General features: G+C 65.3%; 18 protein-coding genes and 1 tRNA gene. All 19 read right to left on the reverse strand.

Annotation, left to right across the window (positions count from 1 at the left end):
* The coding region (locus G7Y50_RS11125; protein ID WP_165057077.1) for a glycosyltransferase family 4 protein at positions 1 to 971 on the reverse strand (971 nt) is incomplete at its 3' end.
* Positions 972 to 1,104: 133 nt separating this feature from the next.
* Positions 1,105 to 1,779, reverse strand: a complete 675-nt coding sequence (locus G7Y50_RS11130) for a transcription termination/antitermination NusG family protein (protein WP_165056652.1) — start codon at positions 1,777 to 1,779, stop codon at positions 1,105 to 1,107.
* 111 nt (positions 1,780 to 1,890) lie between these two features.
* Positions 1,891 to 2,559 (reverse strand): transcription termination/antitermination NusG family protein, encoded by a 669-nt coding sequence (locus G7Y50_RS11135; RefSeq protein ID WP_165056653.1) that lies wholly within the window; start codon positions 2,557 to 2,559, stop codon positions 1,891 to 1,893.
* Between the two features lie 426 nt (positions 2,560 to 2,985).
* Positions 2,986 to 3,192: a DUF4160 domain-containing protein gene (locus G7Y50_RS11140; RefSeq protein ID WP_165056654.1), complete on the reverse strand. Its 207-nt coding sequence runs from the start codon at positions 3,190 to 3,192 to the stop codon at positions 2,986 to 2,988.
* Between the two features lie 86 nt (positions 3,193 to 3,278).
* Positions 3,279 to 3,515, reverse strand: coding sequence for a hypothetical protein (locus G7Y50_RS11145; RefSeq protein ID WP_206214844.1), 237 nt, complete (start codon positions 3,513 to 3,515; stop codon positions 3,279 to 3,281).
* A 245-nt stretch (positions 3,516 to 3,760) separates the two neighbouring features.
* Positions 3,761 to 4,510, reverse strand: a complete 750-nt coding sequence (gene pstB / locus G7Y50_RS11150; protein WP_165056665.1) for a phosphate ABC transporter ATP-binding protein PstB — start codon at positions 4,508 to 4,510, stop codon at positions 3,761 to 3,763.
* Positions 4,511 to 4,628: 118 nt separating this feature from the next.
* Positions 4,629 to 5,576, reverse strand: coding sequence for a phosphate ABC transporter permease PstA (gene pstA / locus G7Y50_RS11155; RefSeq protein ID WP_241156638.1), 948 nt, complete (start codon positions 5,574 to 5,576; stop codon positions 4,629 to 4,631).
* Positions 5,573 to 6,433 (reverse strand): phosphate ABC transporter permease subunit PstC, encoded by an 861-nt coding sequence (gene pstC / locus G7Y50_RS11160; protein WP_165056656.1) that lies wholly within the window; start codon positions 6,431 to 6,433, stop codon positions 5,573 to 5,575. Before pstC ends, pstA begins: the two co-directional genes overlap by 4 nt.
* A gap of 288 nt (positions 6,434 to 6,721) precedes the next feature.
* On the reverse strand, positions 6,722 to 7,639 hold the full coding sequence (locus G7Y50_RS11165) for a substrate-binding domain-containing protein (protein ID WP_241156639.1): 918 nt from the start codon (positions 7,637 to 7,639) through the stop codon (positions 6,722 to 6,724).
* A gap of 408 nt (positions 7,640 to 8,047) precedes the next feature.
* Positions 8,048 to 9,679 carry a hypothetical protein gene (locus tag G7Y50_RS11170; protein WP_165056657.1) on the reverse strand — a complete coding sequence of 544 codons (1,632 nt, stop codon included), beginning with the start codon at positions 9,677 to 9,679 and terminating at the stop codon, positions 8,048 to 8,050.
* Between the two features lie 204 nt (positions 9,680 to 9,883).
* Complete coding sequence (locus tag G7Y50_RS11175) at positions 9,884 to 10,186, reverse strand: type II toxin-antitoxin system YafQ family toxin (RefSeq protein WP_165056658.1); 303 nt, start codon at positions 10,184 to 10,186, stop codon at positions 9,884 to 9,886.
* A complete protein-coding gene (locus G7Y50_RS11180) occupies positions 10,183 to 10,455 on the reverse strand; it encodes a type II toxin-antitoxin system RelB/DinJ family antitoxin (protein WP_165056668.1) in 273 nt (90 codons plus the stop codon). Before G7Y50_RS11180 ends, G7Y50_RS11175 begins: the two co-directional genes overlap by 4 nt.
* 386 nt (positions 10,456 to 10,841) lie before the next feature.
* Positions 10,842 to 11,636 (reverse strand): mechanosensitive ion channel family protein, encoded by a 795-nt coding sequence (locus G7Y50_RS11185; protein WP_165056659.1) that lies wholly within the window; start codon positions 11,634 to 11,636, stop codon positions 10,842 to 10,844.
* A gap of 18 nt (positions 11,637 to 11,654) precedes the next feature.
* Positions 11,655 to 12,419, reverse strand: coding sequence for a 4Fe-4S single cluster domain-containing protein (locus G7Y50_RS11190; protein ID WP_165056660.1), 765 nt, complete (start codon positions 12,417 to 12,419; stop codon positions 11,655 to 11,657).
* Position 12,420: 1 nt separating this feature from the next.
* Entirely contained in the window at positions 12,421 to 14,754 is a 2,334-nt protein-coding gene (locus G7Y50_RS11195; protein WP_165056661.1) for an anaerobic ribonucleoside triphosphate reductase, read from the reverse strand.
* Entirely contained in the window at positions 14,748 to 14,981 is a 234-nt protein-coding gene (locus tag G7Y50_RS11200) for a hypothetical protein (RefSeq protein ID WP_165056662.1), read from the reverse strand. Before G7Y50_RS11200 ends, G7Y50_RS11195 begins: the two co-directional genes overlap by 7 nt.
* Positions 14,982 to 15,522: 541 nt before the next feature.
* Entirely contained in the window at positions 15,523 to 15,804 is a 282-nt protein-coding gene (locus G7Y50_RS11205) for a hypothetical protein (RefSeq protein WP_165056663.1), read from the reverse strand.
* Between the two features lie 2 nt (positions 15,805 to 15,806).
* The gene (locus G7Y50_RS11210) at positions 15,807 to 16,991 is read right to left on the reverse strand and encodes a homocysteine S-methyltransferase family protein (protein ID WP_165056664.1); all 1,185 of its coding nucleotides are present in this window, start codon (positions 16,989 to 16,991) and stop codon (positions 15,807 to 15,809) included.
* A gap of 708 nt (positions 16,992 to 17,699) precedes the next feature.
* Positions 17,700 to 17,775, reverse strand: a tRNA-Arg gene (locus tag G7Y50_RS11215).
* Positions 17,776 to 17,961: the final 186 nt, after the last annotated feature.

Here is a 17,961-nt window from a genome sequence, read left to right on the forward strand (position 1 = left end):
CACAGGCACAGCAGGGCCGTGCACCCGTATATTATGGCGACCGCCGCCCTCTGCCCGTAGCCCCTGCCGAGGAGCCGGTGGTGGATGTGGCCCTTGTCGGGCGTCCCTATGCTGACGCCCACGCGCGTGCGCCGCACGATCGCGGCGAGCGTGTCGAGTATGGGGACGCCGACCATGACCATGGGGACCAGAAGCGATGTGATGCTGGTGACGTGCGTGGTTCCCATGAGCGCCGCCAGGCCGAGGCAGAAGCCTGCCGTCAGCGAGCCTGAGTCGCCCAGGAAGATCTTAGCCGGGTTGAAGTTCCAGCGCAGGAAGCCGAGCGCGGCGCCGACGAGGGCCGCCGCGAGGGCCGCCGCGTCCAGGCGCCCCGCCATGAGGGAGACCGCGAGAAGCGTGGCGCCGACCATGGCCGCGACGCCCGTCGCCAGGCCGTCGATGCCGTCGATGAGGTTGATGATGTTGGCGAACGAGACGAGGTACGAGACCGTCACCGGGTACGCGACCCATCCAAGGGTCACGAGGCTGTCGTCAACAGGACTGATCAGGTCCCCGACGAGGACTCCGCTCGCAGCCGCGACGCAGGCCGCGACCGCCTGCCAGAGGAGCTTGCTCATCGGCGTGAGGTGGCGGACGTCGTCGATCGCGCCGGTCAGGAACATGACGAGGACGGAGAGGGCGACGCCGAGGTAGCTGACGCCGCTCTCGGGAGGGAAGACGTCGGCAGGCTCCCACCCGAGGGGCCCGGAGAGGGCCAGCGCGCCGGCGAAGGCGGCGATCAGCCCGAGCATGACCGCGATTCCGCCCATTCGCGGCGTCGGCCTGGTGTTGACCCTGCGGCCGCTCGGATAGTCGACCGCGCCGAGCCTCCACGCGACCTTGCCCGCGGCCGGCGTCGTAGCCAGCGTCACGACGAGGGCGATTGCGAACAGCGCAATCAGGGAAACGATGGTGGGCCCCGAGACTGTCATTGCTGTCCTTCGTCAATCACAACCTCCCGCTGGGTCAATTGACCCAGCGGGAGGTCGCGCGGGCAGATAGAGGCGGCGGGCGCGCCTTCCGCGCCCGCCGCACTCGATGCTGCAACGCCTTCGCACGCTGCTGCTATTTCTGTCTTCGCTTCTTCTTGCACTCTTTTTTCTTGGTTATCTTGATGCCCAGCTGGGCTTTTATCTTCTTGCCATGAGCCTCTATCTCGAGGTAGGCCACCTTCCTGCGGTGGTTCACCTTCTGGACAAGGGCCTCGCGACCCGCGAGCGGGCCGCTCGTAATGTGGAGCTTGCCGTCCTCGATGTAGCCCTCGGACATCGCCACCGCGCTCTTGCCGCGCTGGGTCTGCTCCTCGAGCCACCGGACGCTCTGCTCCGGCAGGGGAACTGCCACGTTGTCTTGCCGCACCACACGCACGAAGCCGCGCGTCCTCCTCAGCGCGCGAATCAGCGCGTCGGGGTCGCGGGCGATCGCCACCAGATAGCCCGGCATGAGCACTTCCTCGCCAGGAAGCCACTTGTCGCCGCGCTTCACGCCCACACGGGCCTTCGGCACAAAGACCTCCTCCGCAACCGGCAGCCCCGCATGCTGCTTGCCCTCGGTTTCCGCCCGCTCGCGCATGGCTTTCTCCTCGAGCTTCAACGCCTCCGCGATCAGCTCGCGCGCATGGTCCTCGCGGCCCGCCCTCACCTGAACGACGTACCACGGCACGCCGCGCACAAAAAACGCATGGCGGGTGAGCACCTCCGGGAAGCCATCGCTTGACTGCGATGATTTCAGTACAGGCATGGCTTCGCCGTCCGTCCTCTCCGGTCGGTTTGACAACGTGTTCGTTCCCCTGATGCCAACATGCGCCGAGCGCGGCGCCGTTCACGGCAGCAAGGTATGCCGCAGCCTCCCTTACGTTCGGCTGGTTATGGCCAGCGCCGCGCGCAGCAGCACCGGTCGATCGGGCATGCTCACCTCCACCAAGGCGAGCGCCTTGTGGCGGTTCACCTTGCGGATGCGCGCCTCGAAACCGCTCAGCGGCCCCTCGGCTACCCGCACCTGGTCACGCTCGATGACGCCCGTGCTCGGACGCAGCGTGCGCCGACTGTCGAGCACCGACTCGAACCAGGCTTGCTCACCCTCGGTCAGCGGCACGTACGCCGTGCGCTGCCGCCCGATGAGATGCACTGGAAAAGAAAGGGAGCCCAGCCGCCGGTCAAGCCCGCGCGGGCTGCCCGAGACGGCGAACACGTAGCCGGGATACAGGAGCCGCTCCACCGTGACCCACTGGCCCTGCCGCTTCTGCAGCAGCTGGACCTTGGGAACGAAGCAGTCGTGCAGAAGCTCCTCGTCAACCAGGCTCCTCAGGTCACGTGCCGCAGCCTCCTCACGACCCTCGTGCACACGCGCCACGTACCAGCGCGCCGGCCCCGCAAGGCCATTGCCCTCACGTGCCGAGGATGCGCCGCGCCGCGAGGTTTCTCGCGCGCCCGAGGCCAAGCGACGGCCCGTGCGCACGCGCGTCTCACCCCGCGCTGCGGGGTACGCTGCGGCTTGCGCCGCGTACGTGCTCGTGGACATGCGCTCTTCTCCTCGTGCTCGCGAGAAGGTCGAATGCCGCGCCGAAACCGAACCCAAGCCCGAACTTGGACCTGCATTTAAGCCTGCATGCAAGCTCGCTAGCTCAAACTGCAAAAAGTAGACTTTTTGTTGGGGGAAGGTTAGTCTGGTAGGGCTGAAAGAAAGGGCAGGTCGAATGCGACCGTGACCAACACCAGGAGCCGAGTTCTAGGGCTGCTCAAAAAGTCTACCTTTTGATGACGGAAAACATCCCTTCTCACCCAAACGACCCGCCTGATGTCATCATCGGCGGGTCGCTCAAAATTGCAACAGAAAAAGCCGAGGGGCCTCTGGCTCGTATCACGCCAGAGGCCCCTCGGCCGTTGCCTATGTGAGGGAGGAAAAGCTCCTCCGAAGATCCTTCGAAGTCCCTCCCCTTGGTTTTTCTTACATGCCGTAAAAGCCCCTGTCGCTTTTGGCAGCCCAGGTTTTGTACATATCTCGGTAGTTCTCCTTAATGAAGGCCTGTATCTTCAAAATCTCACGGTCGTTGAGAGCCCCACGCTCTTTCAATACCGTATCGCCGTTGCCCTTGACAAAGAACTTAGCGGAGCCTTGCTCAGTGAGCCTAGAGTCGCTGGCATGAACGTGCATGCACTCTTATTTGATCAGGTTCTTTGGCGAAGGCGTAACCGTTCACGATGAGATCAGCGGCGTCGGCAATCTGCATGAGCTGAGCGTCAGTCATAGCGAATGCTCACTTTCTGAATAGGCTCCACGAATGCATCAGCATCGAAGTAGAGGTTTTGGAGGATCGGGATGAGGTCGATGTACTCCTCCTCCGGCTCGTCGCTGTTGTCGTACTGGGCGGTGCACACGATATAGCCTTTGTCCCAGGTGATGACGTCGAGGTAGCGACTCAAATGACGAGAAGTCCGGAAGCGGATGGTATGGGGCCCGTAAGAGAAGCTGGTCATGGGGCCATCGCTGCTCAACACTGCCTCATTGCGCCTGGTCACAACACTCCTCCTCTCTGGATGGTACACGCTGCTGTAACGGGGATTATATCATCGGCGGGCCGCTCGAAGCTACAACGGAAAAAGCCGAGGGGCCTCTGGCTCGTATCACGCCAGAGGCCCCTCGGCCGTTGTGTATGTGAGGGAGGGAAAGCTCCTCCGAAGCTCCTCCGAAGCTCCTCCGAAGCCCTTCCCCTTGGTCTTTCCTACCCGAAGCGGCCGGCCACGTAGTCGGCGGTTCGGGGATCGCCCGGGTTCGTGAAGATGGTGTCGGTGTCGCCGGCCTCGACCATCTCGCCGAGCAGGAAGAACGCCGTCTTGTCGGACACGCGCAGGGCCTGCAGCATGTTGTGCGTCACCATGATCACGGTGTAGCTCTTCTTGAGCTCGGCCACCAGCTCCTCGATCTTCGCCGTGGAAATGGGGTCGAGCGCGCTCGTGGACTCGTCCATGAGCAGCACCTCGGGGCGCACCGCAAGCGCACGCGCGATGCACAGGCGCTGCTGCTGGCCGCCCGAGAGGCCGAGCGCGTTCTTCTTCAGGCGGTCCTTCAGCTCGTCCCAGATGGCGGCGTCACGCAGGCTCTGCTCCACGATCTCGTCGAGCTCGGCGCGCTTCTTGATGCCGTGCGTGCGGGGACCGAACGCCACGTTGTCGTACACGCTCATGGGGAAGGGATTGGGCTGCTGAAACACCATGCCCACGCGGCGGCGGAGGTCGTTCACCTCGACGTCGCGGTACGCGTCAGAGCCGTCGAGCGTGATCGAGCCCTCGACGCGGCAGCCCTCCACCAGGTCGTTCATGCGGTTGAGGCTCTTCAGCAGCGTCGACTTGCCGCAGCCGGACGGGCCGATGAGGGCCGTCACCTGGTTCTCCGGGAACGTGAGGCTCACGTCCTTGAGCGCATGGAACTCCTTGTAGTACAGGTTGAGGTTGCTCACGACCATCTTGTCCATCGCTGCGGGAGCCATGCCGCCTGCAGCGCCCGCGCTGGCAGCCGCGCCCGCGCTCGGCACAACCGACGTCCTCATTGCACCCACTGCCTCCCGCGTCTTCTCGCGCTCCATCGTCCCGCTAGTCATTGCCGCTTCCTTTCCTCATCTTCTTAGCAGCGAAGGTCGCCGCCGCGTTCAGCACTACCACGACCACAAGCAGCACCACCGCGGTCGCATACGTCTCGTTCACGTGCAGGCCCTCGCTGGCCAGCACGTACATGTGCACCGCAAGCGTGCGGCACGAGTCAAACACCGCCGCTGCGCCACCGGCGACGAAGTCGGGGATCTGCGCGATAGTGCCCGCCGTGAACAGCAGCGCGGCCACCTCGCCCACGCAGCGGCCGAGGGCCAGGATCACGCCGCCCAGGATGCCGGGCACCGCGCTCGGCAGCACGCAGCGGAACACCGTGCGGAGCCGCCCGGCGCCGAGGCCGAAGCCGCCCTCGCGGTACGCGTCAGGCACGGCGATCAGCGCCTCCTCCGTGGTGCGCATCACCACAGGCAGCACCATGATGGCCAGCGTGCACGCGCCCGACAGAAGCGACAGGTTCCAGCGCAGCGCCGTCACGAAGAACAGCATGCCGAACAGGCCGTAGATGATCGACGGGATGCCCTGAAGGGTCTCAGTGGTGGTGCGCACGATGTTCACGAAGCGCGAGCCGCGCGGCGCGTACTCCACCAGGTAGATGGCGCTTCCCACGCCGATGGGCACCGCCATCACCAGCGCGAGCGCCGCCATCATCAGCGTGCTGATGAGCGCCGGCATGAGCGACACGTTGTCGGAGGTGTACGTCCACTCGAACAGGCTCGGCGTGAGGTAGGGCACGCCGTTCACCAGGATGTAGCCCACCAGGAAGGCCAGCACGAACGCGGTAGCCGCCGCGCCCAGGTACACGAGCCCTCGCAGCAGCGCGCTCACCATGCGCCGACGGCGCGCGACCTCGGCCTCGCGCGCGGCCCACTCATCACTCGCGATGCGCAACGCCGCCGAAAGCTGCGCCGCCGTCATGTCCCAAGGAGCCATCATCGCGCCTCGCCTCGCTTCTTAATCACGTTGAACAGCATCGTTATCAGCAGGATGAACACGAACAGCACCACGCCCGTGGCGATGAGCGCGCCGCGGTGCAGGTCAGCTGCGTAGCCCATCTCGAGCACGATGTTCGCCGTCATGGTGCGCACGCCGTCGAAGATGGAGCCGGGGATCACCGCCTGGTTGCCCGCCACCATGATGACGGCCATCGTCTCGCCGATCGCGCGGCCCACGCCGAGCACGATGGCGGCCATGATGCCCGAGGCGGCCGCGGGGACCACCACGCGGAACACCGAGTGCTCGTGGTCAGCGCCGAGCGCCAGCGCGCCCTCGTAGTACTTCTGCGGCACGGCGTCGAGCGCGCTCTGCGCCACGGTGATGATGGTGGGCAGGATCATGATGCCCAGAAGCAGCGCCGCCGCCAGAAGCGAGAGACCGCGCCCGGGCAGGTAGTCGCGGATGAGCGGCACGATGACCACCAGGCCGAAGAAGCCGTACACGACGCTCGGGATGCCCGCGAGCAGCTCAACGCCCGGCTTGAGCGTCGCCGCCACGCGCCCGCTCGCGAAGCGCGAGAGGAACACGGCGCACAGAAAGCCCGCGGGAACGCCCACCAGCATGGCGCCCGCCGTCACGTAGATGGAGCCGATGATCATGGGGAAGATGCCGTACAGGTCATTCGCCGGACGCCACGTGGTTCCGAGGAGGAACTCGGGGATTCCGATCTGCGCCATGGCGGGCAGGCCGTTCGCGAACAGAAACACGCAGATCAGAGCCACGGCTAGCACTGACACGGCCGCTGCGCCCACGAAGAGCGCTCGCGCAAACCCCTCCTTCACAGCAGATTGAGACATGATTTCCTTTCGTTCGATGTGCGGAAGCCCTAGGCGGTCCTGAGAGCCCGCCCCCCGCGGGGAGCAAGGAGGCCCTTTCGTTCGAGAGCCTGCCCCGGCAGGGGCGCAGGGCGGAGAAACGACAGAGGGCGGGGGATGTCCCGCACGCCCTCGCTGCTTCCGGAGGCCCGCCCCGCCAGGGTGCCTAGACGCGAAGCCCTGGCAGAGATGGAGAGGGGCGGGCAAGAGCAAGACTCGGGGGCAGACCGCCGGGAATCGGCCTGCCCCCACTCACAGGGGAGAGTGTCGCTAGGCGATCTCAGACCAGTCGGTGATCTCGCCGGTGTAGATCTTCATGACCTGCTCGGAGGTGAGCTCGTCGATGGAGGAGTCAGGAGCAACGATCACAGCGATGCCGTCCTGGGCGATGACCGTGGCCACGACGCCCTTGGCGGTCTCGGAGTCCTTGAGCTCGCGGGACGCCATGCCGATGTCGCAGGTGCCCTCGACCGCCATGTTCACGCCGGTGGTGGAGTCAGACTGCTGCACCTCGACGGTCATGCCGGGGTTGATCGCCTTGTAAGCCTCGGCGAGCTTCTCCATGACCGGGGTCACGGAAGAGGAGCCGGCCACGACCACCTTGCCGGAGATGCCGCTGGGGGTGTAGGCCGCCGCGCCGTCAGCCACGGCGATGTAGCCCGCCTCCTCGACGACCTTCTGGCCGTCAGCGCTCATGATGAACGTCATGAAGTCCTGCGCCTCAGCGGAGAGCTCGGACTTGGTCACCACGTTGAAGGGACGGGCGATCTTATACTCGCCGCTCTTCACGTTGGCGGCCGAAGCCTCGGCGCCGTCGATCTTGAGCGCCTTCACGGTGTCGTTCAGCGAGCCGAGCGAGATGTAGCCGATGCCGTTCGGGTCACCCGCGACCGACGTCATCATGACGGAGGTGGAGTTGGTGATGGCGGCGGAGGTGGTGGTCATGTCAACCTTGGTGCCCGAGGCGTCCTTCTGCTCGATGCCGAACAGCTCGATGAACGCGCCGCGCGTGCCCGAGCCGTCCTCGCGCGAGTACACCGAGATCTCACCCGACGTAGCGCTGCCGCTGGCGGACGAGGCCGAGCTGTCGCTGGAGCTTCCCCCGTTGCTGGAGGCGCAGCCCGTGATGGCGAATGCGCCGAGCGCCAGCGCGGCGACGAGCGCGATTCCCAAAATACGTTTCTTCACGTTTGTTCCCTTTCGTCTTCGTGCGGCGCCGAGCCCCATGCCCGCTACCGCATCGCGCGCCAAAGCACGCGATCTGAAACCTGCAAGCACCATGATCGGGGGGCGCGATCAAAAAAAGGTCAGGCAAAAGGAAAGCCCAGGTAAAGGCTGGCGTAAGAAATGTAAAGTTTGGGAAGCGAAAAGCAGGCGAGCCGCCACCCGGATGCGGGCGACGGCTCTGCTCTGACGTGCTGCTTCTTGTTTTGCGGCGGCCTTATGGGCCGGGCGCGCGGGTCGCGTTGCGGGCGAAGGGGCATAGACGGACGCCTTGTTCTTGCGGCCAGATCCTTCGACTCCGCGCCCTGCGGGCGCTCCGCTCAGGATGAGGCGGGAGGGATGTGCGCCCGCAAGCGGTCGTGCTGCCTCTCGCTACCGCGCGCTGCGGCGGCGGAAGGCGGCCACGCCGCACACGGCGGCTGCGGCGAGAGCCACGGCGAAGGCCGCGAGGGCAGCCGCGGGCACGGCGTCACCTGTCTGGGCGAGCGCCATGGCGGCGGGCTTCTTCGCGGCGGCGACGTCACCTTCGCCCTCGACGGACGCGGGCACGTAGGTCGGGTCGGCGGCGGCGCACACGGAGCACGCGCCCTCGACGAACCTGTGAGGCTCGGCCTCGCCCGCCTTCACGCCGCAGACGTCACAGAGGGCCCAATGCGTGCTCACGTCGTAACCCCACTTGCCATCCTCGGTCTTGTGGCCCGTGGCGGGAACCACGGTGTCCTCTAGCCTTATCTGCTGCGTGCAAGCTTCGTCACTGTAGTACAAGCCGCAGATCGAGCAATGCCAGTAGGCGGCGCTGCCTGCTTCCGTGCAGGTCGCCTCCTTTGCCTCCGTCTTGGCGGCGTTGTGCGTCGCCGTTACCTGGCCCTCGTTCTCCACGGCCTTGCCGTTCACCGTGATGACGCCGCCCGTGCTGTTGGTGATCTGCACGCCTTCAGCAACGGTGATATCCGAGCCGTACTGATAGAGCGTCAGGGCGTCTCCGAGCTTCGCGCCTTCAACGAGAGCCGTCGCGCCAGCTCCCACCACATACGACGCGGCTTTCTTCACAACGGGGACGCCAGCTTCGACGTAGCCCATCGGGCTGTTGGTGAAGGTTCCTCCGGTTATTTCCACCAAGTCCTCCGCGGTAGCGACGCCGAGTCTTCCCACGAGGGCAGAAGTCCCTGTTCCCTCAAAATACCCACCTGCTATATGCGCCTGACCAGCAGTCGTGTCGCTTTTATATTGCTTTCCCACCACGATAGGAACGCTAACAGACGTTACTTCGGCCTGCGAACCAACAGGGAACTCAACCACGGCTGTGCCTCTCGAAACAACGCCATAGGTACCTGCATCGAACACGCCTCCGTTCACCGTAGTGGTCCCACTCGAAAAACTAATAGCGCTGCAGTTGCTCGTGAACATGCCGCCGTTAATGACGGTTTTCACCCCCGCCACGGCGGAGCCGATCACGCCAGTTGACGGAAAGTCCCCATGAATCTTCGCCTCAAAGGTGCCGCTCTCAATGGTGAGCTTACTCTGATTGACGACGGCGGAAACCGCGGTGTTGGACTTGGCGCTCGTGTCCATGAAGATCTTGCCGCCACTGCCCGAGTCCCTAATGGTCAGGTTGCAGCCAGACTGGACCACTATCGTGGTTGAGCTGATGGTACGGCCGTTCAGGTCAAGCACCATCACGGCATTCGGATCGTTCAATACGTCGCCGAATATAATCGGCTGGTTTCCGTTGGGGAAATTAAAGTTCTTCAGGAGCTTGACCGTGGTGACGTTGTTGGCGCTCATGATATCGATCGCGCCTTCGCCCGCCCACGTATTCAGCTCCTCCTGCGTGGTGTCCTTCGTAATCGTCGTTCCGGTTGTGGCCGTAGCCGTATCCGTATCCGCCTCGCCTGCCGCCCAGGCGCTCTGCGACAGAGCCGAGCACAGCGCGATCGCGCAGGCTGCCAGCAGCGCTGCCAGCACCAGACGCAGGGATCCCTTCACCTTCCGCGTGTTCTCCATTTCTTGCTCCGTTTCCTGCGCCAACGCGCCAGGCGCCTCGACTCCCCAGCCAAACGCGTTGACAGCAATCTCCCGCTATCGATATCTTCAATATAGGGTGCCTCTAAATGTAAAGCAAGCGTAAACGAGTATTTTTTCGTAATGAACGATCTACATGTATACGAATTTGAGGAAAAATAGAACAAGATCGATGCTCCAAGCGCATCAGCGAAACAGCTCGCCATGCGAGCCCGTACGCTGGAAATAGGCTATGTCGCCGTTCACCCGCCATATGACCAACCAGTCGGCGGCATTGGCAACGTGACACTCGTTGCTTCCTCCCCATTTCCCAGAGAGCCGGTGCATGTTGTGTCGCGTCTTGAGCGTCTCGAGAGACTCGGCGGAGTTTTCGATCACCAAGTCGATGACCTTCTCCAGCTCGCTAAGGTCCCAGTTCCTCTTTGCCGCCTTCTTCTTGAGGTCCCTGCCGAAGGCTGGCGCGAACTTCGCCTCAAGCTGGCTGGTCATGAGAGCGCAGCCCGGATAAGGTCATGACCGGTGGCAAAGCTCTCGCCGCTGCCGGCCTTGATCATCTCCTCGGTTTCTCGGATGGCGACCAAACTCTCCGCATTCGGCTGCTCGTAGTCGAATGACAGGGGAATCGCACCCGTGTTCACGATCTGCGTGTAAAAGGCTCGGGTTGCCGACGAGAGGTCGAGGCCGTAGTGCTCCACGACGCGAGCCGCACCTTCCTTCAGGCTGTCATCCAAACGAATGGTCAAGCTGCTTGCTGCCATCATTTCCTCTTTCTGTTCTAACTTTGCACATATATATGTTATCAAATGTATGTGCAGAATAGAATACGCCCGCGCGTAAAGAGCCGCCGCCCGGATACGGGCGGCGGCTCTGCTCTGACGTGCTGCTTCTTTGTTGGCAGTGACCTTGTGGGCCGGGTGCGCGGGTCGCGTTGCGGGCGAAATGGCGTATGGGGGCGCCTTGTTCTTGCGGTCAGATCCTTCGACTCCGCGCCCTGCGGGCGCTCCGCTCAGGATGACATAAGGGGGCCTTGCGCGCTCCTAGTTCGCGCGCGCTCCTTGCGCTCGCGCCTTCCCTAGCTTGCGCGCGCTCCTCGCGCGTGCTCCTGGTTAGCGCGCTCCTCGCGCTCTCCCTTCGCGCGCGTTTCCTAATTTGCGTGCGCGAAGGGGGCTATGGCTCGCAGGGTGGCATCCTTCGCGAAGACGGCCTGGGCGGGATCGGCTATGGTGAGGGTGAGGGTCCCCCGGTAGCCGTAGTCGGTCACCTCCGAGAAGTAGGTGCGGGCGGGCTTCTCCACTTCGCACACCTGCGCCACGGCGGCGTTGGCGGCCTGCTCCATGTCGGCGGCGATGCGCTCGATGGCCTCGCCGGCCGCCGTCACCACCACGGGGACGACGATCACCGAGATGGGGCGCAGCTTCACGAGCGCCGTCTTGTTGATGACCGAGTTCGGCACCACGATGCGCTCGCCCACGGTGTTCTCGATGGTGGTGTGCCGCCACGTGACGTCGCGCACGATGCCGCGCTGGCCGCCCACGTCGATGTGGTCGCCCGGCTCCACGAGCCCGGTGATGCTCACCTGCAGGCCGCCGATCAGGTTCGCCAGCGTATCCTGGAAGCCGAGCGAGATGGCGATGCCGCCGATGCCGAGCGCCGTCACGGCCGCGCTCACGTCCACATTGAAGCAGCTCGACAGCACCACGCTCGCGCCGACGCACCAGACCACCACGCGCGCGATGTTGACGAAGATGCTCGACGAGGGCAGCGGCGAGTTGTCGTGGCTCAGCAGGTGCCGCAGGAACTTCGTCACCACGTGCGCGAGCACCGCCGTGAACACGGCCGCCAGCACCACCGTGATGAGCGTGCTCAGCCACTCCACGCCCACGATGCCCTGTATGAAGTCGTGCAGGCCCTCGGTCTGCTCCTCGGGGTTAAGCTCCATGATGATTGGTCACCTCCGCTACCACGAGGGGGGCTTCTGGGGGACGAAGCTCGGCGGCTCCCACGTGACCACCCGGCCCGCGGCGCGCGTGGCCGCGACGTCGATCAGGCGCTGGTTGGACGAGCCGCACCACTTGAGCGAGAGCGACTTGCGCGTCTGCACGAAGGGGCCGTCCACCAGCACGTCAACGTTGTCCAGAAGCGCGCGCACGGCGGCGGGGTCGAGCTGCGGGGTCGAGGGTGCGAGTGCGGGGGGTTGCGCGGGAGCGGTGGGCGCGCTGGATGCGGCGCATCCCGCGGACGTACTAGGCGCGACGCTCTCCGCAGATGCGCCGCCTTCCGCGGACGTGGCACATTCCGCTGGCGCACTAGGCGCGGCGCATTCCGCGGACGTGGCACATTCCGCTGGCGCACTAGGCGCGGCACCTTCCGCAGGCGCACCTTCGCCGCCTTCCGCCACGCACACCAGGTCCTCGTAGAGGTAGCCCGTGTACGCCCAGACGCCGTAGCCCTCCTCCTTCAGCTGGCGCGCCAGGTGCGCGCAGGCCGCCGCCTGCTCGAACGGCTCCCCGCCCGACAGCGTCACGTCATGCACCAGGCCGTTCGCGCGGATTTCGGCCAGCACCGCGTCGGTGGTGGTGAGCGTGCCGCCCTCGCGCGGCTGGCTCTCGGGGTTGTGGCACCCCGGGCACGCGTGCGAGCAGCCCTGCACGAACACGGCATAGCGCAGCCCCGGCCCATCCACGATGGAGTCCGGGACCGCACCGTAAAGCTTGATGTCCATGCTACCGCTGCGTGGGGATGGCGTGCTTCACGCGGTCGTGCTCCTCGGCGCGCTTGGCGTCGTTGAAGCGGTCGAGCGTGCCCACCAGGTAGCCCGTGATGCGGCGGATGCGCTCGAAGGGCTGGTTGTGCTCGTCCTCGGTGCGGCCGCACTTGGGGCACACGTCCTCGATGATGCCGTTGTAGCCGCACACCGGGTCGCGGTCGACCGGGTGGTTCACGCTGCCGTAGCCCATGCCGCAGTCCTTCATGTAGCGGATGACGCTCTCGAACGCCTCGAGGTTCTCGGTCGGGTCGCCGTCGAGCTCGATGTAGCTGATGTGCCCGCCGTTGGTGAGCGCGTGGTAGGGCGCCTCGATGGCGATCTTGTCGAACGCGCTGATGTCGTAGTACACCGGCACGTGGAAGCCGTTGGTGTAGTAGTCGCGGTCGGTCACGCCGGGAATCACGCCGTAGCGCTCGCGGTCGATGCGCACGAAGCGGCCGGACAGGCCCTCGGCCGGCGTGGCGATGAGCGTGTAGTTCATGCCGCGCTCGCGCGAGATGCGGTCGCAGTAGGAGCGCATGTGCCCGACGATCTCCAGGCCCAGGCGCTGCGCCTCAGCCGACTCGCCGTGGTGCTTGCCGGTGAGCGCCACCAGGCACTCGGCCAGGCCGATGAAGCCCGTGGTCAGCGTGCCGTGCTTCAGGACCTCGCGCTGCGTGTCGGTGGGCTTGAGCTTCTCGGAGTCGATCCACACGCCCTGCCCCATCAAGAACGGCGCGTTGTACACGTGCTTGCGCGCCTGGATCTCGAAGCGCTCGTCAAGCTGGCCGGTGACCAGGCTGAGCTTTGAGTCGAGCAGGTCGAAGAACAGGTCGAGGTCGCCCTTGGCGCGGATGGCCAGGCGCGGCAGGTTGATCGACGTGAAGCTCAGGTTGCCGCGGCCGGGCGTGACCTCGCGCTCGGGGTCGAACACGTTGCCCATGACGCGCGTGCGGCAGCCCATGTAGGCGATCTCCGTCTCGGGCGTGCCCTTGTAGTACTGCGCGTTGAACGGCGCGTCGAGGAAGCTGAAGTTGGGGAACAGGCGCTTCGCCGAGCAGTGCATGGCCAGCTTGAACAGGTCGTAGTTCGGGTCCTCGGGGTTGTAGTTCACGCCCTCCTTCACGCGGAAGATCTGCACGGGGAAGATGGGCGTCTCGCCGGAGCCGAGGCCCTCCTCGGTGGCGAGTAGCATGTTGCGGATGACCATGCGGCCCTCGGGGCTCGTGTCCATGCCGTAGTTCACCGAGCTGAACGGTGTCTGCGCGCCGGCGCGGGAGTGCATGGTGTTCAGGTTGTGCACGAGCGCCTCCATGGCCTGGAAGGTCTGGCGGTCGGTGTCGCGCGTGGCGTTCTTCACGGCGTAGGCGATCACCTTCTCGGCCGCATCAGTGCTCACGCCCGCGGCCTCAAGCTCGCCCATGACGCCGGCGCGGAACGCCGGGTCCATGTCGAGGCTGGCCGTGACGCCCGTGGCCTCCTCGACGCGCGCGAGCATGGCCTCGGCGAACGCGCGGTCGTCCTCGATGTCGGTCAGCAGGTCGATGCCCTCAGCGACGTGCTTCTTGAACAGGCGGCGGAACGTCTTGCGCACGCCCACGGCCAGGCCGTAGTCGAAGTCGCACACGCTCTGGCCGCCGTGCTGGTCGTTCTGGTTGGACTGGATGGCGATGCAGGCCAGCGCCGCGTAGCTCGAGATGTCGTTCGGCTCGCGCAGCACGCCGTGGCCCGTGGAGAAGCCGCCCTTGAAGAGCTTCGTCAGCTCGATCTGGCAGCACGTGGTAGTGAGCGTGTAGAAGTCCATGTCATGGATGTGGATGTCGCCCTCGCGGTGCGCCTTGGCGTAGCGCGGGTCGATCACGCACATCTCGTAGAACTGCTTGGCCGACTCGCTGCCGTACTTGAGCATGGTGCCCATGGCCGTGTCGGCGTCGATGTTGGCGTTCTCGCGCTTCATGTCGGAGTCGGCCGCCTTCGAGAAGGTGATGTCCTTGAGCGTCTGGATGAGGCGGGAGTTCACGTCGCGCACGCGGTTGCGCTCGGCGCGGTACAGGATGTAGGCCTTGGCGGTCTGGACGAAGCCCGACTCGATGAGCGTCTCCTCCACGAGATCCTGCACGCCCTCGACCGTGGGCGTGCCCTCGATGGCGCCCGCGTCGAGCTTGGCGACGACCTTCGCGGCGATCTCGTCAGCCACGGCGCGGTCCTGCATGGCAGCGCATGCCCGGAACGCCTTCTCCACCGCCTCGGCGATCTTCTCCTGGTGGAACTCTGCCGTGCGCCCGTCGCGCTTGATGATGGTCTTTACCATGCGTGCTCTTCCTTTCGTCTTTCGCCGAGTCGTCCGTTGCCGCGAGCGTTGCCGCGAGCATTTGCTGCGCGCATTGCCGTGGACGTTGCCGCGAGCGCTGTTGCGTGCGTTGCCGCGAGCGGCCACAAAATAGGGCGTCCGAACCGTGCAGCGCGCATTATCCAGATGCCCTTGTGTTTCTTCATTCCGACCTGTGGTTTCGCTTGTTCCTTCAACATGCTTTCCACAGCTTTTTCACCTCAGCAAACCACAATATGTTGTGCCTTACTGCTCTCAAACCGCGTATATATAGTACCCGCGCGCCAGCTTTCGCGCAAGCGAACGTTTTGTGTTTTTACCAAGCTGAAAACTACAGAAATGTTTTCGGGAGAAGGTTGAGGGGGGGGTGCTTGCGCCTTGGACATGGGGAGGGGCATACCGTCCCTTAGGTGTGAGGAGGGCATGCCGTCCCTTGGGCATGAAGGGACATGCCATCCCTTGGGCTTGGGACTCTCTCGCTCTTTGGACGTGGGGGAATGCGCGCCTCACTTCCGTGCCATCCTGAGCGAGCAGCCTCCCGCATGTCATCCTGGATGAGCAGCCTCTCCTTATGTCATCCTGAGCGAGCAAAGCGAGTCGAAGGATCTGGCCCCAAGCATGGCACGCTCACATGCGCAACCCGCCCGCGGCCAGATCCTTCGACTCCGCGCCTTACGGCGCTCCGCTCAGGATGACACGAGGTGGGCACGTGACGCGGGCGCTCTTCTCAGTGGCACAAGGAAGGAGGGGCTAGCTCACCGTGCCGTACACTTGGCCCCAGGCGTGACCCGTGATGGCGGAGTTCAGCTGGTCGCACAGGCGCAGGCGCGTGTAGTCGCCCGGCGGGAGCAGGCCCACGAGACGCATGAGCTCGTCTGGCAAATCGTAGGTCTCGGCGGCGAGCACCACGTCGAGGCGGCGCACCGTGGCGTCCTCTCCTTCGAGGTCCTGGAACAGCGCGTCGACCATGCGCTGGAGGACGCCGTAGAACTCGCTGCGGTCGATGTTGGCGCCAACATGGTTGCGCGGCATGCCTAGCGCCCCTCGATCCGGGGGCCGTCAGCCTCCACGATCGCCAGGTTGTCGCCGAGCGCCGCGGCCACGCGCTCGCGCGCCCGGGCGATGAAGTCGGCAAGCTCGTCCTCGATGGCGCCCGCGGACGCGGCCGGGTCGGAAGCGGCCGGGCTGACGGCGGAAGAGCTCGCCGCAGGCGCGGCATCGGGAGCCGTGCTCTCATGCGGCGCGCTGCCGTCGCCACCAGAACCTGCACCAGACGCGGCACCCGCGGCGCCAGCGCCAGCGCCGCCCTCCCCTTCGCCTGCCGCGCTTTCGCGCACGACGGCGTCGAGCCCCATCGTGGTCGCCACCAGGGCGCCGGAGTACGCCGGCGTGGCGTCGCCGACGGCGCGCAGGAACTGGACGCCCGCAGCGCGCAGCGCGTCGACGGCCGCGACCATGGCGTCGGGGACGTAGTAGGGGTTCTCGGGCGTGGGGCCCTGCTGCCGCGCATTGCGCTCGCGCACCTCGAGCTGCGCGAGAAGCGGGAGCGCCGTGGCGTTCGCCGCGCGGCGGGCCAGGTCAACGGCAGCTTCCTGGGGAGCACACGTGGAAAAGCCCGCCACGTCGGCCCCAAGGTCCTCCATGATGCCCATGGCCTCCTCGAGCGTGCCGCGGCCGCTTCGCAGCGTGCCGTCGGCAGCCACGTCAACCGACGCGAAGACGGGCGCGTCGCTCACCTTCCTCAGCCCCATGAGCGCGCATTTGAGGTCGGCGCAGGTGGAGAAGCCGTTGAGGAAAAACGCGTCGAACTCCTCCTGAGCGAACAGGCGGCCAGCGCGGGCATACTGGTCAAGGTTCTCGCGAAGCGACGCCTTCGAAGACGCGTCGAGCGGGAGCCCGCACGGCCCGATCTCGGCCAGCACGTGCTGGGGCACCTGGGCGCGAACCGCCCCGAGGGCGGCGCTGACCACCTCGGCGGCGCGATCCTCCATGCCCGCGCGCGCCAGGCGCGCTGGGGTCACCGACGCCGTCGCCGCCACGAGGCACTGCGCGCCGGCGATGAACTCCAGCTTGTAGGCGTCCTCAAGCGTGTCGGGCTCGAGCAGCAGGGTGAACTCGACGTCGTGCTCGACGTCGATGCCGAGGCGCGCGAGGGCCGAGAGAACCGGCGTCGACAGCACGAGCATGTCCTTGTTGAGTCGCAGCTTGATGTCAGGCATGGGAAGCTCCTCCGCGGATGACGCGCCCGCCTGCTGACGCGCGGGCGGGCGCGGGATAGTCTTTCCTGCCATGATACACAGAAACCCGCCCGGGGCGAGCGGAAGCCCGCCGACGGTGAGCGGAGTCGCCCGAGCGCACGCGCGCAACTCACCGCCAAAACCCCACCGCTCCAGCCGAGCCGGCGCGCGCAAAGACGCGAATCGCGCGGCGGACGCCTATAATGAGCCTCGGCAACTTGATGTGGTTCCCCTCCCGTCAAGCTTGCACTGCTTTATACCCCTAAAAAGCAGTTTGCAGCGATTCGAATCGCTGCATCATCCCCCTCCTCAGGGCCGGCAAGGTACCCCTCCTTAGCCGGCCCATTCTCTTTCCAGACGCAAAACGGGCCGGCGGCTGCGCAGCCAATGGCCCGTAAGCGTGCTGGCGCTCGCACGCTCGTCCGCGCGCCCGGCGGCCGCGCTAGAGCGGGCGAATGCGCTACAGGCAGAAGCGCATGCAAAGGAGAGCCCCAGCCTGTCCTCGCCGACCGCCAAGGGCCTGGGACGGAACACGACCTGCGTTCCGATGCGCTTTCCGAACTTCGCCTTGAACTTGTCGAGGGACTTGGTGGACTTCACAATTTTCCCGGGGTTTTCCCGCACCGCTTTTCTCTTTGCGATAAAGTGCAAGCAGGCCAGCAGCAGAAAGCCGCTGACCTGCGAGATTGCTGGCGCCCCCGAGAGGACTCGAACCTCCGACGCACGGTTTAGGAAACCGACGCTCTATCCGCTGAGCTACGGGGGCCTGATGTCGAGCGCATCAAAGTCTACCACAACTGGCCGCACAATCGCGTGCGCCAACTGGGCATATAGGCAGAAAAGTGTGTAAAGGAAATCATTCGACACCGTAAGGATATGGGGTCGAACGATGGAATTCAGACCACACTAGCCCCTCTCCCCAACGAGCGGGCGCCCCGGTGTCGTCGCCCTG

It is taken from the genome of Adlercreutzia sp. ZJ176 (assembly GCF_011038975.1).
GTDB lineage: Bacteria > Actinomycetota > Coriobacteriia > Coriobacteriales > Eggerthellaceae > CAAEEV01.